At 71.9% G+C, this 14821-nt stretch carries 17 protein-coding genes and 1 tRNA gene; 6 read left to right on the top strand and 12 right to left on the bottom strand.

What is annotated here, in order from left to right:
* Positions 1 to 9: 9 nt before the first annotated feature.
* Complete coding sequence (locus ISO16_RS24555; protein ID WP_006944937.1) at positions 10 to 372, bottom strand: GntR family transcriptional regulator; 363 nt, start codon at positions 370 to 372, stop codon at positions 10 to 12.
* A gap of 81 nt (positions 373 to 453) precedes the next feature.
* Entirely contained in the window at positions 454 to 879 is a 426-nt protein-coding gene (gene mscL, locus ISO16_RS24550) for a large conductance mechanosensitive channel protein MscL (RefSeq protein WP_072634607.1), read from the bottom strand.
* Between the two features lie 94 nt (positions 880 to 973).
* Between mscL and arsC the strand changes: the two genes are divergently transcribed.
* The gene (gene arsC / locus ISO16_RS24545) at positions 974 to 1321 is read left to right on the top strand and encodes an arsenate reductase (glutaredoxin) (RefSeq protein ID WP_006944940.1); all 348 of its coding nucleotides are present in this window, start codon (positions 974 to 976) and stop codon (positions 1319 to 1321) included.
* A gap of 34 nt (positions 1322 to 1355) precedes the next feature.
* Here the strand turns inward: arsC and arcA are convergent, their stop codons facing one another.
* Positions 1356 to 2561: an arginine deiminase gene (gene arcA, locus ISO16_RS24540; protein ID WP_006944942.1), complete on the bottom strand. Its 1206-nt coding sequence runs from the start codon at positions 2559 to 2561 to the stop codon at positions 1356 to 1358.
* Between the two features lie 116 nt (positions 2562 to 2677).
* On the opposite strand from arcA, the gene ISO16_RS24535 reads away from it, so the two are divergent.
* Complete coding sequence (locus ISO16_RS24535) at positions 2678 to 3145, top strand: FABP family protein (RefSeq protein WP_006944943.1); 468 nt, start codon at positions 2678 to 2680, stop codon at positions 3143 to 3145.
* Positions 3146 to 3149: 4 nt separating this feature from the next.
* Here ISO16_RS24535 and ISO16_RS24530 read toward each other — a convergent pair whose 3' ends face one another.
* Together ISO16_RS24530 and ISO16_RS24525 are read right to left on the bottom strand one after the other, a co-directional pair.
* The gene (locus ISO16_RS24530; protein WP_006944945.1) at positions 3150 to 3767 is read right to left on the bottom strand and encodes a response regulator; all 618 of its coding nucleotides are present in this window, start codon (positions 3765 to 3767) and stop codon (positions 3150 to 3152) included.
* Entirely contained in the window at positions 3764 to 4945 is a 1182-nt protein-coding gene (locus ISO16_RS24525; protein WP_072634606.1) for a sensor histidine kinase, read from the bottom strand. The genes ISO16_RS24530 and ISO16_RS24525 overlap by 4 nt, the downstream gene beginning before the upstream one ends.
* 112 nt (positions 4946 to 5057) lie before the next feature.
* Here ISO16_RS24525 and ISO16_RS24520 point away from each other — a divergent pair, with 112 nt between their 5' ends.
* Together ISO16_RS24520 and ISO16_RS24515 are read left to right on the top strand one after the other, a co-directional pair.
* The gene (locus ISO16_RS24520; protein ID WP_072634645.1) at positions 5058 to 6128 is read left to right on the top strand and encodes an FtsX-like permease family protein; all 1071 of its coding nucleotides are present in this window, start codon (positions 5058 to 5060) and stop codon (positions 6126 to 6128) included.
* A 75-nt stretch (positions 6129 to 6203) separates the two neighbouring features.
* Positions 6204 to 6866 (top strand): ABC transporter ATP-binding protein, encoded by a 663-nt coding sequence (locus tag ISO16_RS24515; protein WP_072634605.1) that lies wholly within the window; start codon positions 6204 to 6206, stop codon positions 6864 to 6866.
* Between the two features lie 3 nt (positions 6867 to 6869).
* On the opposite strand, the gene ISO16_RS24510 is transcribed toward ISO16_RS24515, so the two are convergent.
* From ISO16_RS24510 to ISO16_RS24500, 3 genes are all read right to left on the bottom strand, one after another.
* On the bottom strand, positions 6870 to 7730 hold the full coding sequence (locus ISO16_RS24510; RefSeq protein ID WP_006944952.1) for an SDR family oxidoreductase: 861 nt from the start codon (positions 7728 to 7730) through the stop codon (positions 6870 to 6872).
* Between the two features lie 176 nt (positions 7731 to 7906).
* Complete coding sequence (locus ISO16_RS24505; RefSeq protein ID WP_006944955.1) at positions 7907 to 8050, bottom strand: hypothetical protein; 144 nt, start codon at positions 8048 to 8050, stop codon at positions 7907 to 7909.
* Between the two features lie 110 nt (positions 8051 to 8160).
* Positions 8161 to 8236 (bottom strand) — tRNA-Ala (locus tag ISO16_RS24500).
* A 99-nt stretch (positions 8237 to 8335) separates the two neighbouring features.
* On the opposite strand from ISO16_RS24500, the gene ISO16_RS29020 reads away from it, so the two are divergent.
* Entirely contained in the window at positions 8336 to 9985 is a 1650-nt protein-coding gene (locus ISO16_RS29020; protein ID WP_276207666.1) for a LuxR family transcriptional regulator, read from the top strand.
* Positions 9982 to 10773, top strand: coding sequence for a class I SAM-dependent methyltransferase (locus ISO16_RS24490; protein WP_006944958.1), 792 nt, complete (start codon positions 9982 to 9984; stop codon positions 10771 to 10773). Before ISO16_RS29020 ends, ISO16_RS24490 begins: the two co-directional genes overlap by 4 nt.
* A gap of 84 nt (positions 10774 to 10857) precedes the next feature.
* Here ISO16_RS24490 and sepX read toward each other — a convergent pair whose 3' ends face one another.
* From sepX to ISO16_RS24470, 4 genes are all read right to left on the bottom strand, one after another.
* Complete coding sequence (gene sepX, locus ISO16_RS24485; RefSeq protein WP_029542048.1) at positions 10858 to 11712, bottom strand: divisome protein SepX/GlpR; 855 nt, start codon at positions 11710 to 11712, stop codon at positions 10858 to 10860.
* A gap of 225 nt (positions 11713 to 11937) precedes the next feature.
* Positions 11938 to 12573, bottom strand: coding sequence for a GNAT family N-acetyltransferase (locus ISO16_RS24480; protein ID WP_029542046.1), 636 nt, complete (start codon positions 12571 to 12573; stop codon positions 11938 to 11940).
* Complete coding sequence (glp, locus tag ISO16_RS24475; protein ID WP_006944964.1) at positions 12573 to 13832, bottom strand: molybdotransferase-like divisome protein Glp; 1260 nt, start codon at positions 13830 to 13832, stop codon at positions 12573 to 12575. The genes ISO16_RS24480 and glp overlap by 1 nt, the downstream gene beginning before the upstream one ends.
* 32 nt (positions 13833 to 13864) lie before the next feature.
* Complete coding sequence (locus ISO16_RS24470) at positions 13865 to 14776, bottom strand: UTP--glucose-1-phosphate uridylyltransferase (protein WP_006944965.1); 912 nt, start codon at positions 14774 to 14776, stop codon at positions 13865 to 13867.
* Between the last annotated feature and the right edge of the window lie 45 nt (positions 14777 to 14821).

Below are 14821 nucleotides of genomic sequence, written 5' to 3'. Positions count from 1 at the left end.
TCGGACGAGTCACGCGCCCCGCAGCGCCGCGACGACGAATTCGAGCACCTCGTCGTCGGACATGCCGAGGGTGCGCAGTTCGCGGACGTAGCCGGTGGCGGCGCGCTGGGCGAGCGTGCGGGTGGGGTCACCGGACTCGGCGACGAACGTGCCCGCCCGGCCCCGCGTCTCGATGATGCCGAGATGCTCGAGCTCCCGGTAGGTCTTGGCCACGGTGTTCGGGGCGATGCCGAGGTGTTCGGCCAGCCCACGGACGGTGGGAAGCTTGGTGCCGGCGATCAGCTCGTCGCGCCGCACCATCGTGACGATCCGCTGGCGCAGCTGCTCGTACGGCGGGACCGGCGAGTCGGGGTCGATGACGATGTCGAGCATCGGGGCGTCCTCAGGTGGGCAGGTGGTGCGTCGAGGCTAACAGTGCGGGCCGACCGTCCCCGACTGCGCCGCGGGGCCGCCTCAGACCCGCGCCCTGTCCTCGTCGGCGTCCGCGGCGCGGGGGTAGCTGCCGGTCTCGAGCAGGTCGCGGATCTGGATCAGCAGGTCGGTCTCGCTCAGCGGCTTGTCGCCCTCCTCCTTGGGGGCGAACCGGGCCTTGGCGGTGTTCACCGGCAGGATCAGCACGAAGTAGACGACCGCGGCGATCAGCAGGAAGTTGATCACCGCCGACACCACGGCACCGATGTTGACGAACGTCTCCGGGCTCGAGGTGATCTGGAATCCCCAGCCGTACTCGTTCGCGCCGCCCACCGAGGCCACGAGCGGGTTGACGATGTGGTTGGTGAAGGCGGTGACGATGGCCGTGAACGCGGCACCGACGACCACCGCGACGGCGAGCTCGACCACGTTCCCGCGCAGCAGAAAATCCCGGAATCCCTTCAGCACGACACCTCTCCTGTCCCTCGCCGACGCCGGACGATGGTAGAGACCGGCCGCGCCGCACTCAACCGGAGCGGGTGCGTCACGGCAGAATGTGGCCATGGCAACGACCGCGACGATCTACCACAACCCCCGGTGCAGCACGTCCCGCAACACCCTGAAGGTGCTGCAGGAGGCGGGCCTCGAGCCGACCGTCGTCAAGTACCTCGAGACCCCGCCGTCGCGCGACGGGCTGCGCAAGCTGCTCGACGACGCCGGACTCGTGCCGAGCCAGGCGATCCGGCGGAAGGAGGCACTGTTCGCGGAGCTGAACCTGGCGGACGCCTCCGAGGACGAGCTGCTCGACGCGATGGTGAAGCACCCGATCCTCATCGAGCGGCCGATCGTGGTCACCGACAAGGGCACCGTGCTCGCCCGTCCGGTGGAGAAGGTGCGCGAGATCCTCTAGGGTCCTGCCCGCTCGCCCGCGCCGGACGCGCCGGTCAGCCGCGGGCGAGCGGGCAGGACATGCAGCGCGGCCCGCCGCGTCCGGAGCCCAGTTCGGACCCGGCGATCCGCAGCACCTCGATGCCCGCGTCCTCGAGGCGGGTGTTGGTCTCGATGTTGCGTTCGTAGGCGACCACCACGCCGGGCGCGAGGGCGAGGGTGTTGTTGCCGTCGTCCCACTGTTCACGCTCGGCGACGACCGGATCGAGGCCGGTGTCGATGACGCGGAGCTTCTCGATGCCCATCGCGTCGGCGGCCGCCTCGAGGAACCCGCGCGGCCCGCCGATCCGGACGTCGCCGTTCTCCCGGCGCAGAGTGAAGGCCTGCAACGTTTCCCGCACCGCGGGGTACATCACCACGGCGTCGACGTCCACCATGGTGCACACGGTGTCCAGATGCATCGAGGCCCGCTGCTGCGCGATCGGCACCGCCAGCACGGTGTGCGCGAGACCGTCCTCGAAGACGCTGCGCGCCAACGCTTCCGCCCCCGCCGGTGTCGTGCGCTCCCCCACGCCCACGGCCACGACTCCCGGGCCGAGCAGCAGCACGTCGCCGCCCTCGACCGGCGCCGTGTGCGATTCGTAGGCGCGGCGCACCCCCAGGAACCGCGGGTGGAACGCGTAGATCAGATCGGTGATCGAGGCCTCCCGGCGCCGGGCCGGCAGTGCCAGGGTGGGGATCGCGACCCGCGGGCCGATCCAGAACGACGAGTCGCGGGTGAACAGCAGGTTCGGCAGCGGCTCGATCACGAAGTCGGCTCCGTGATGCATCAACCGCACCAGCGACGGCGCGGCTCCGAGGCCCGCGACGGGCAGTTCGTCGAACGTCATGCCCGCGACGAGGACGCGGGTGAGATCCGCGGCGGACATCGCGCGCAGGTGCGCGGCGAGTTCCTGCGCCAGCCCGTGCCCGAGCCGGCGCGGATCCACCGCGGACGACACCCCCTGGACGCGGGCGGCCCCGCTGACCTCGAGGGTCTCGGTGAGCAGGTCGGACAGGAGCAGCACCTCCACCCCCCGCCCGCGCAGCAGGTCGACGAACGCGTCGTGTTCCTCCTGCGCCCGCGCCACCCACGGCAACGCGTCGAACAGCAGCTGGTCGTTGTTGCGGGGAGTCAGGCGTTCGAGCTCCGCGCCCGGCCGGTGCATCAGCACCGCCCGCAGCGACCCCACCTCGGAATCCACACCCAGCTGAGCGTTCATGAATAAGACCGTAATGCCGCGGCCCGCCGCGCGGCGCGCCGAAACTCCGCGAAGCCGGCCGGGCGCCCGCCCGGCGATGGCAGGATCGACGGTGCCCGACGACCGAGGAGACCCACATGACCGACACCGGCCCGCTCGGTGATCTCGCCGCCTTCGCCGGCCGCTGGGTGGGCGGCGGCGAAGGCCACTACCCCACCATCGAGGACTTCACCTACAACGAGACCATCGAGTTCACCCCCACCCCGGGCAAGCCGTTCCTGATGTACGTCAGCCGCACGAAGAACCCGGGCACCGGTCAGCCGATGCACACCGAGAACGGATACCTCCGTCTCGCCGATCACGAGGTGGAGCTGCTCGTCTCCCAGCCGACCGGGTTCGTGGAGATCCAGCGGTCGCGGCTCACCCACGGTGTCCTCGACTTCACCACCGTGCACCTCGAGCGCTCTCCCCACGCGAAGCCGGTGCACGAGCTGCGGCGGCGGTTCGTCCTCGACGGCGACGAACTGTCCTACGACCTGTGGATGGCGCACGCCCAGACCCCGCTCACCCACCACCTGCACGCCCGGCTGCGACGCGCCGGATAACCGTTCACAGCAGGCCGCGCTCGCGCGCCGCCGCGACCGCCGCGGTGCGCGAATCCACGCCCAGCTTCGAGAAGGCATGCACCAGATGGGACTTGACGGTGGCCTCGCTCACGAACAGTTCCTTGGCGACGGCCCGGTTGGAGAGCCCCCGCGCCACCGCGCCGAGCACCTCGATCTCGCGGGCGCTCAGCTCCACCCGCGGCGTCTGCATGCTGCGGTAGAGCCGTTGCGCCACACCGGGATCCAGCACGGTTTCGCCCCGGGCGGCCCGGGCCACCGCGTCGACGAGCACGGCCGGGTCGGCGTCCTTGAGCAGATACCCGGCCGCCCCCGCCTCGACCGCGCGCAGGATGTCGGAGTCGGTGTCGTAGGTGGTCAGCACCAGCACCTTCGGCGGATCCGGCGCGGAAGCCAGTTCGGCCGTCGCCTGCGCCCCGTCCATCCCGGGCCCGAGCCGCAGGTCCATCAGCACCACGTCCGGGCGGTGCGCCGCGTTCTGCGCGACGGCCTCCCGACCGGACGCAGCCTCGGCCACCACCTCGAGCCCGGGCTCCGACGCGAGGAGGGCACGCAGCCCCGCCCGCACAACGGGATGGTCGTCGACGAGCAGTATCCGGATCACGGCAGCACCCGCACGGGAAGCGTTGCCGCCACGGCGGTTCCGTCGCCCGGCGCCGACTCGAGGAACACCGTGCCGCCCAGCTCGGCGAGCCGCTCCCGCATGGCGGTGAGCCCGAACCCACCGCCCGAGCCCGCGTCGCGGACGTCGAAGCCGACGCCGTCGTCGACCACGTCGAGCCGGACCTCGTCCGGGGTGTAGGCGAGGGTGACCCGCACGCGGCGCGCGTGGGCGTGCAGCCGGACGTTCGCCAGCGCGCTCTGCGCCACCCGCAGCAGCGCGACGTCGAATCCCGTGGGCAGCGGCAACGGTTCGCCGTCCACGCGCAGTTCCGCGTCGATGCCGGTGTCGGCACGCAACCGGTCCAGGATGCGGCCGAGGGCCGCCGCGAGCGGCGCATCGTCGAGATCGGACGGTCGCAGCTTGTCGACGACCCGGCGGGCCTCGACGAGATTGCGCCGTGCCGTCTCCTCGATCCGGCCGAGCAGCGCCGCGGTGTCGTCGCCGGCCCGCAGCCCGGCGCGGGCGAGCAGCAGGATCGACGAGAAGCCCTGGGCGAGGGTGTCGTGGATGTCGCGGGCCAGCCGGGCCCGCTCGGCGGTGGCACCGGTCTCCCGCTGCAACCGCACCAGCTCGTCCTGGGCGTCGAGCAGTTCGCCGTGTGCCTCGGTGAGCTCGGCGAGCAGCGCGTCGCGCTGCTCGGCGTCGCGCACGAGCTGCCGGTAGATCAGGGCCGTGCCGGACGCGACGAGCGCCCCGAACAACGGGCCGACGACGGCGGCCGTGGCGTTGGCCGTGCCGTGGCCCAGGCTCGCGGCGATCGCGACCGCCGTCAGAGCCGCCGTCGCGGCGAACGCGGCGATCGTGGGCAGCAGGTGGAAGCACAGGAAGAACAGCGCGAAGGCGAGCCACACGAAATCCGGTGCGAGCACCACCAGCGCCAGCCAGCCGGCCAGCAGCACCGCCAGCCAGATCCCGCCGCGGGACCCGCGCCGGGCGAACCACAGCCCCGAGATGTACCAGGCGAATTCGGCGCCCGCGAGGACCAGCACCCCCGGGGTGCCGCCGCCGCGCAGCACCCCGACGAGCAGCAGCAGTACGAACAGCGCGTGCTGGCCCAGCTGCATCGCACGCAGCACCGGGACCGTCCCCTCGGGGCGGTGCTGTCGGGCGGTCTGCATTTCACCGACGCTAACACCGCCGCGCACGCCGCCGCCTCCCACTTTCGATTGATCCGGGAACCCATCCACCGAGCGATGCGCCGGCATCGCCGCACCGGGCACCGTGGAACTCATGTTCCTCGCACTGCGCGATCTGCGCTTCGCCACGGGGCGCTTCGCCGTCATGTCGGCGGTGCTCGTCCTGGTCTCGTTTCTCGTCGTCATGCTCTCCGGCCTCACCGCGGGCCTGGGCAACCAGTCGATCGCCGCGATCCGCGGCATCGGCGCCGATCACTTCGCCCTCGACGGCGGTGACACCGATCCGTCCGACCTGTCGTTCGGGGAGTCCACCGTCACGGACGCGCAGCGCACCGCCCTCGCCGCGCAACCCGGCGTGACCGACACCGCCGTGCTCGGCGTTGCCCCCGGACGCGTCGGTGCGGGCGGGCGCGAGGTGATGGCGGCACTGTTCGGGGTCGCTCCCGGTTCCTTCGCGGCACCGGCGGCCCTGCGCCCGGCGACGGCGGCGGTCGACGCGCAACTCGCCACCGACAACGGCTGGACGCCGGGCACCGTCCTGACCGTCGGCGGGCGGGAGGTCACCCTCACCGCTCTCGTCGAGGACTCCTACTACAGCCATCAGCCCGTGGTGTGGCTCGACCTCGGCACCTGGCGCGAACTCCCCGCGACGGCCGGCGCCGACGGGACGGTGATCGCGCTGCGGACCGGTCCCGGGTTCGACACGGCGGCGGCCGCGGCCGCGACCGGCACGAGCGTCCTCGACACGTCCGCGACCCTGAACACCGTCGGCTCGTACACCTCCGAACGCGGGTCGCTGCTGCTGATGCAGGGCATGCTGCTCGTCGTCGGCGCCCTCGTCGTGGGTGCGTTCTTCACGGTGTGGACGGTCCAGCGCAGCCGGGACATCGCGGTGCTGCGCGCGGTCGGCGCCTCCACCTCCTACCTGCTGCGCGACGCCCTCGGACAGGCCGCGGTGGTGCTCGTGCTCGGCACCGGCCTGGGCACCGTCGCCGCGACAGCCGCGGGAGCGGCCGCAGCCACCGTCGTGCCGTTCACGCTGAGCGCGGCCACGACCGTGCTGCCGTTCGTCGCGCTGGTCGGGGTCGGCCTCCTCGGGGCCGCGGCGGCCGTCGCACGCATCGGCTCCGTCGACCCGCTCACCGCGCTCGCCGCGGCCCACTGAGCTGTTCGAGACACCGACGCTGTTCGAGACACCGACGCTGTTCGAGACACCGACCCGTTCGAGAAAGGCACCACCATGAGCGTGCGGCTCACCGACATCGTCCTCACCTATCCCGACGGCGACGCCACGCTGCGCGTCCTCGACGGCCCGGACTTCCACGCCGAGCCCGGCGAGACGGTCGCCGTCACCGGTCCGTCCGGATCCGGCAAGTCGAGCCTGCTGGCCGTCGCGGGGCTGCTCACCGTGCCCGACTCCGGGCGGGTCGTCCTCGACGGCGTGGACACCACGGGCCTCGACGCGGCGGCCCGCACGCGGCTGCGGCGCGAACGGATCGGCTTCGTGTTCCAGCAGGCGAATCTGCTTCCCTCGCTGACCGCCACCGAACAGCTCTCGCTGATCGCGCACCTGAGCGGGCGCCGGCTCGACCGGGCCCGCGCCCGCGACCTGCTCGCCGCGGTGGGCCTGACGCAGCAGGCCGACCGCCGCCCGCACCAGCTCTCCGGCGGGCAGCGGCAGCGGGTCGCGATCGCCCGGAGCCTGGTCAACGATCCGGCGGTGCTGCTGGTCGACGAGCCGACTTCGGCGCTGGACGCCGAGCGCAGCCGGGAGATCGTCGAGCTGCTCGAACGGATGGCACGCGAACGCGACGTCGCCGTCGTGATGGTCACGCACGATCGGGAGGCGCTGCGGGCGGGAACACGGCTGCGCGAGTTCGCCCTCGACAAGACGCCCGCCTGAGCGTCACCGGCGGGTACGCACCGCCTCGAGCGTGCGGGAGAAGTAGTTGTTGGCGAGCTGCATCACCACGTTGTACGGAGGCGCGAACTTGCGGGCCCACCAGTAACCGAAGCGCACGTCGAACGACGTGTACACCAGGAAACGGTTCTTCCGGATCCCGGCGAGGATGCACCCGGCGACCTTCTCCGGCGACGCGGCGTGCCGCTCGAACCGCGAGGTGAGCTTTCGGGCAGCCGGATGGTCGCGGTCCACGCCGACGATCTGCACCGAGTTCACCAGCGGGGTACGCACGGCGCCGGGCACGACGAGCGAGACCCCGATGCGGTGCCGGTGCAGGTCGAAGCGCAGCACCTCGGAGACCCCGCGCAGGCCGAACTTGCTCGCGCTGTACGCCGCGTGCCACGGCAGGGCCAGCAGGCCCGCCGCGGAGGAGACGTTGACGAGGTGCCCGCCGCGGCCGGCCTCGATCATGGGGGGCACGAAGTTCTCGATGACGTGGATCGGGCCCATCAGGTTGACGTCGACCATCTGCTTCCAGTGGCGGTGCTCGAGGGCGTCGACCGTGCCCCACACCGACGTTCCGGCGACGTTGGCGACCACGTCGAGGGCGCCGGCGCGGTCGTGGACGTCGGCGGCGAAGGCGGTGACCGCGTCGTAGTCGGAGATGTCGAGGGCGGCGGCGTGCAGCACCGACCCACCCCCTTCGCGCACCGTCCGCACCGTGTCGTCGAGACCGTCGGCGGCGAGGTCGGTGAGCACCAGTTCGGCACCCTCCGCGGCGGCGGCCAGGGCCAGCGCCCGGCCGATGCCGCTGGCCGCCCCGGTCACGAGGAACTTCCGGCCCCGCAGGTCCTTGATCGCCATCTCCGCCCCCGATTCGTCGTGTGCGGGTCACCTTAGCGCGGCGCGATCCGCCGCGGCGCCGCGCGGGCGCCGCGGTGAGAGAGAGGGGCTGAGGGCGTATGGGACCGCCGGCCGCGCGCTCGACAGTGCGTGTGCGCGACGAATGCGCGCGGGCGGCACCGATGCGCGCGGACGGCTCAGAGGCGCTGGGCCATCTCCTCCTGGTACTTGCGGATCGTCTCCTCGATGCCGTCGGCGTCGGCCTCGCGCCCTTCGCTGCGGGCGCTGTCGGCACGTTCGCGGAGCACTCGAATAGCGCGCCGCAGTTCGTCGTCACTCATTCTGTGTTCCATGTCACACAGTCTCCCCGACCGCGGGCCGGTTCGGCCGGCAATCGGCGGCACGGCATCGACGACGAAGGGCGCCTCCCTGTCCGGGAGACGCCCTTCGGTGGTGGAGCTGAGGGGAATCGAACCCCTGACCTCTTCGATGCGAACGAAGCGCGCTACCAACTGCGCCACAGCCCCGCAGGTTCCGTTCGGAACCGCTCGCAAACTGTAGCAAACGTGCGAGCCGGAGACGAAATTGCGGTATCGGCACAGGTCACGGCGGCGGACAATCGACATGTGGATGCAGTGCGCCTCCGCGGGGACCAGGCCCTGCGGGAGGGTCGGTGGGCCGCCGCGCTGGCCGACCTGACGTCGGTGGCGGCCGCGACCGACGATCCGGCGGCGTGGCTCGGCGTCGGCGAGGCGTCGTGGTGGCTCGGGCGCCTCGACGACAGCGTCGCCGCCTATCGCAGGGCCTACACGACGGCTCTCCGGAGCGGCGACCGAGAGAGTGCGGTTCGCTGCGCGGCGTGGCTGAGCATCAGCTACACGTCCGATTTCGGCAATCGGTCGGTGGCCCACGGTTGGGTCCGCCGGGCGCAGCGACTGCTGCCCGAGGGCGCACCGGGCGCGTTGCACGCCCTGGTGTGGGTGGCACACGCCCACCGCCTGCTCCCGGACGCCGCAGCGGCCGGACCGTGGGCGGCGCGCGCCCTGGACGCCGCACACCGATGCGGCGACCGGGATCTCGAACTGGTGGCACTCGCCCAGTCCGGTCACGTGGCTGTCGCCCGGGGCGACCTGGAACCCGGATTCGCGCTGCTGGACGAGGCCGCGGCGGCCGCTCTGGGCGATGCGGACCGCCGATTCGACACCGTCGTGTTCGTCTGCTGCGACATGCTGGGCGCGTGTGCGCTCGCCGGCGACACCCGTCGCGCCGACGAGTGGTGCCGCGTCGCCGAGGACTTCACCTCCCGCTGGGGGTGTCCCTTCCTGTACGTCGAGTGCCGCACCCTCTACGGGGCATTGCTGCTCACCGCGGGCCGTTGGGCGGAGGCGGACCGGCTCCTGACGGCGGTTCTCACGCTCGACGAGAAGGTCTGCCCCGCCGTCCACGCGCGCGCCGTCGCGGCCCTCGCCACGCTCCGGGTCCGGCAGGGGCGGCTCGACGAGGCCCGGGCGATGCTGGACCGATCCCGCCGCCCGACCACGGAATTGGACACCGCCCGCGCCGAGGTCGCCCTCGCCGACGGCGATCCCGCAACCGCCCGGCGGCTGCTCGAACGTCACGGCACCACATCCCTGCTGTGTGCCCGGGCCCAGGCGGCCACGGGCGACCTGAACGCGGCGACGACCACCGCGGCGGCGCTCGATCCCGACGGTCCCGAGGCGGTGGAGGCGTCGGCGCTGACTGCCGCGGCGCAGGGCTGCGTGGCGGCCGCCGTCGATGCCTTCGAGACGGCCGCCGCTCGCTGGGCGGACCGCTCGGCGCCGTTCGAGGAGGCCCGATGCCTGCTCGAATTGGCCGAGTCGGCGATGAACGACGATCCTGTCCTCGCGACCGCACGCGGGCGAACGGCGGTGACGATCTTCCGGGAACTCGGAGCCGTCGCCGCCGCGGACCGTTCCGCGGCCGTGTTGCGGCGTCTCGGGGTGCGCGGCCCCGGCATCGGCGCCACCACTCGCGCCGGCCCGGATCTCGACAGCGACCTCACCGCCCGCGAACGCGAAGTACTGGACCTGCTCGCGAGGGGTTTGACGAATCCGGAGATCGCCGGCCGGCTGTTCGTCTCCCGCAAGACGGTGGCGCACCACGTGAGCCACATCCTCCGCAAGCTCGGCGTGCGGAACCGCTCGGAGGCCGCCGCGTATGCCGCCGCCCACCCGGAAGATGGGTCACCTGCCCGATGCGCGGCACCCGGGCGCGGCGCCATCCTCGGTGTATGACGAACACAAGCGAGAACTTCGGGATTTCACCGGCGGCCGCGGAGGTGTACGAGTCACGCTTCGTACCCGCGATCTTCGCGCAGTGGGCGCCACGGCTGCTGGACCAGGCTGCGATCACGACGGGCACGCGGGTGCTGGACGTGGCATGCGGAACCGGGATCGTCGCGCGCGTAGCCGCCGACCGGGTAGGCCCGTCGGGACGGGTGGTCGGTGTCGATGCCAGTGAGGCCATGCTGGCGGTGGCACGTCGGTTGCGTCCCGACCTCGAATGGCACCGGGGTGACGCCGGCGCGCTGCCGTTCGCGGACGGTTCGTTCGATGCGGCGCTGTGCCAGATGGCGCTGATGTTCTTTCCCGATCGTGCACGGGCACTGCGCGAGATGCGCCGCGTGGCGACGGAGATGGTCGCCGTGTGTGTGCCGGCCGCGTTGGACGAGCAGCCGGCATACCGAGACTTCGTCGACGTCGCGGTGCGGCACGCCGGCCCGCCCGCGGCATCCCTCCTGGGCACCTACTGGAGTTGCGGGGACCGCGACGAACTACGGGGATGGTTCCGCGACGCCGGACTCACCGTCGATCGGTTCACCACGCACACCGGAAGCGCGCGGTTCCCGTCCGTGGATGCGATGGTGGCGACCGAGGTCGAGGGCAGCCCGTTGATCGAACGGCTCGACGCCGGAACGTACGAGGCGATCACCTCGGAGGCCCGAACGGTGCTGGCCCGGTTCACCGACCCGGACGGCTCGGTGTCGGCGCCTCTCGTGGCACACATCGTCACCGCGCGCTGAATACGCCCCGCTCCGAGCGAATGTATCGCCCGCTACCGCTGAGGAGATGAACGATACATTCGCTCGGCCCGAACGGATCGGTGACTACTCCCCGGAGGCCCGACGCACCGGGTAGTCGTCGGCGTCGTAACGGGGTTCGTACGTCTCGTGGGCGGGCTCGTCGTCCGTGTAGTGGTCCAGGTGCTCGAACACCGGGTCCTCGTCGTCCACCTCGAGCACCACCGCGCCGGGGCGTCGCAGCCGGGCCGGGACCAGCCGCAGCTCGTCGTCACTGTGTGACTCGACGCCGAGCCGCGAACGGTTCAGGCGCGCCATGCGACGGCGGCGGATCTCCTGCTCGACGCGCACCTGGCGACGGAGGTAGATCAGGTAGCCGGCGAGGGCAGCCGTCGCCACCGTGCACAGCCACCACAGGGCCGACGAGACGATGAGGGCGAGGGCGGCGGTGATGATCGCGGCGAACAGCAGGCCGAGCACGGTGCGCTGCCGGAACTCGTAGCGCGCGGCCCGGGCCATGGCGTCGGCCTGCGGGTCGAATCCGCCGCGTCCGCGGCGCTGGGGCACGAACTCGCGGGCGGGAGCCCGGTCGGGACGCTCCTCGAAGTCGATGTCGGTGTCGTGGTCGGTGTCGAGCTGTGTGTCCATGCGGTCCTCCGCTGGGTGGCGGTGTCTGCGGTCGTCCACCGTGCGGGCGCGACCGGAGTCGTCGCCGGCTGTGGGACGGGCGGAATCCCGACTCGGACGCCAGTGGGGGTCGGTGCGATGACCGGCGGCCGGCCCGCGCGGGGCGAGTGGCTCGTCGTCACCTCGGTGCAGGACCCGGGTTGCGAGTGCGGCGTCGGTCGTCTGGCGAATACGGGGGCGCTTCGTGACCAGCATGGGCACCAGAACGAACAACCACACGGCAACCAGCCCGATCCACAGGAGCGAGTTCGGCATTTCGGCGGCCCTCCTCCCAGTTGTCGCCTACCAGTCCGTCGACGCCACTGACCCCGTCAGGTTAGCGGCCCCGAAGCCGTCACCCGGACAGAAACGCCGACTCAGATGACTACAGCTGTCACACGAGTCACGCGAATCATGTGACACTCTCTTCACTCTAGTCACAGGGATATAGGACCGTGTGGGTATTACTACGCAGCGATGCACGTAATCTGCGTTACAAGATCAGGCCCAGGTGGCCCGGCCGCCCCGGATCAGCACATCGGACACGCTTCCGGGCACCTCCTCGACCGTCATCGCGACCAGCAGATGGTCGCGGAACCGCCCGTCGACGTCGAGGTAGCGCCGCAGCAGGCCCTCCTCCCGGAAGCCGACGTTGCGCAGGACCGCGCGGCTCGCAACGTTCTCCGGCCGCACCGTGGCCTCCACCCGGTGCAGTCCGGCCGGCCCGAAGCAGTGGTCGAGCCCCAGCGCCACCGCCGCCGTCGCCACACCCAGACCGTTGACGTGCTTGGCCACCCAATACCCGATCCACGCCGACCGCAGCGCTCCTCGCACCACGTTGCCCACGGTGATCTGCCCGCAGAACTCGCCGTCGAGCTCGATCGCCATCGGCAGCATGTGGCCCCGGCGGGCCTCCGCCCGCAGGCTGCGGTACAGCCCCGGCCACACGGTGATGTGATGGCGCATCTCCCACGGCACGTCGCCGGTGGGTTCCCACGGCTCGAGATGCGCCCGGTCCCGGATCCGCAACCGGCTCCACGCCGCCGCGTCCCGCAGCCGGATCGGCCGCACCGTGACCAGGCCGCCGGCCACCCGCAGCGGGCCCAGCTCCGCCGGCCATCCCGGATGACGGGTCATCAGCCGCGCTGTCCGAGGAAGGCGACGTCCACCGGATCCCCGGTGCGCACCTCGGTCACCTCCGGCTCGATCAGCACCAGGCAGTTCGCCTCGGCCAGGGTCGCCAGCAGGTGCGACGACGCGCCCGCCGCCCCACCGAGCGCCTGGACCATGTACTCGCCGGTCGCCTCGTCGCGCATCAGCTGCCCCCGCAGGAATCCCTTGCGGTCCGGGATCGAGGTGATCGGCGTGACGGTGCGGGCGGTGACGACGCGGCGCATCGGCTGCCGGCGGCCGAGCGCGATACGGATCAGCGGCCGCACCATCACCTCGAACACGACCAGCGCGCTGACCGGGTTGCCCGGCAGCAGGAAGGTGGGCACCTCGTCGCGGCCGAGCTGGCCGAACCCCTGCACCGAGCCGGGGTGCATCGCCACCCGCTCCACTTCGAGCTTGCCGAGGTCCGACAACGCCTCGCGCACGTCCTCGAGCGCGCCGCCACCGACGGCTCCCGCGACGACGACGATCTCGGAGCGGATCAGCTGGCCCTCGACGACCTCCCGCAGGCGCTTCGGGTCGGTGCTGGCGATCCCCACGCGGTTGACGTCCGCGCCGGCGTCGCGGGCGGCCGCCGCGAGCGCATACGAGTTGACGTCGTACACCTGGCCGGGGCCCGGAGTGCGGTCCACGTCCACGAGTTCGCCGCCGATCGAGATCACCGAGAGCCGGGGACGCGGATGGACCAGCACCTTGTCGCGGCCGACCGCCGCGAGCAGCCCGACCTGGGCGGCCCCGATGATGGTGCCGGCCCGGACCGCGACGTCACCGGGCTGGACGTCGTCGCCGGCGCGGCGCACGTAGTCGCCGGTCCGGACGGGACGCAGGACCTTGATGCGCGCGCGGCCACCGTCGGTGCGGTCGAGCGGGAGGACGGCGTCGGCGAGGGTCGGCAGCGGCGCCCCGGTGTCCACCCGCACGGCCTGCCGTGGCTGCAGCCGGATCGGTTGACGCGAGCCGGCCGAGACCTCCCCCACCACGGGCAGAGTCAGCTCGATCGGCTCGCCGTCCTCGCCGGTCCGGTCGGTGCCCGCGCCCTGGACGTCGACGCTGCGGACCGCGTAGCCGTCGATCGCGGCCTGGTCGAAGCCGGGCAATGGCCGTTCGGTGACCACTTCCTCCGCGCAGAGCAGCCCCTGGGCCTCGGAGATGGCGACCCGGACCGGCCGTGGCGCCACCGCCGCCGCCGTGACCCTGGCCTGTTGATCCTCGACCGACCGCATACCGCTTCTCGTCCTCCCGACCTGTCGCGCCGTCAGTGCTTCAGGCGCTCGACCAGCCACTCCCGCAGGGAGGGGCCGTACTCCTCGCTGTTCAACGCAGAGTCAACCGCAGCGCGCAGATAGCCGCCGGGATTTCCGAGGTCGTGTCGAGTGCCGCGATGCACCACCACATGCACGGGGTGACCCTCCTCGATGAGCAGGGCGATCGCATCGGTGAGCTGCAGTTCGCCGCCCGCACCGGGGGTGATCCGGCGCAGCGCGTCGAAGATCGCTCGATCGAGCAGATAGCGGCCGGCAGCGGCGAAGGTGGACGGCGCATCCTCGGGCGCCGGCTTCTCGACCATGCCGACGACCTTCAGCACGTCCGGGTTGACGGCGTCGGGCACCTCCTCGACGTCGAAGACGCCGTAGGCGCTCACCTGGTCCTTGGGCACGTCGATCGCGCACAGCACCGTGCCGCCGCGCTTGGCACGCACCCGCTGCATGGTCTCGAGGACGCCGCGCGGCAGCACGAGGTCGTCCGGGAGCAGCACCGCGATGGAGTCCTCGTCCGGATCGAGGGCGACCTCGGCGCACGCGACGGCGTGCCCGAGCCCGAGCGGCTTCTCCTGCACCACCGACTCCACCTCGAGCAGGCCCGGCGCCTTGCGGACCTTCTCGAGCAGGTGGTACTTGCCGCTCTCCTTCAGCTTCGACTCGAGGACCAGGTCCTCGACGAAATGCGCGACGACGCCGTCCTTACCCGGAGCCGTCACGATCACCAGGCGCTCGGCACCCGAGTCCGCGGCCTCCCCCGCCACGAGCTCGATTCCGGGCGTGTCCACCACCGGAAGAAGTTCCTTCGGCACGGTCTTGGTCGCGGGCAGAAAGCGCGTACCGAGACCGGCTGCGGGAACCACCGCCGTCCGGAAGTGGCCGGCTTCACCGGTCGCTCTGTTCGTCATAAACACCCACCCTAACTTTCGGCTACCACCCGGTAGATACGTCAG

The sequence above is a fragment of the Rhodococcus sp. M8 genome, from assembly GCF_015654185.1.
In the GTDB taxonomy this organism is placed as follows: domain Bacteria; phylum Actinomycetota; class Actinomycetes; order Mycobacteriales; family Mycobacteriaceae; genus Rhodococcus; species Rhodococcus aetherivorans.
Note: the sequence above shows the minus strand (reverse complement) of the source record. Positions and strands in the feature narration are given on the sequence as shown.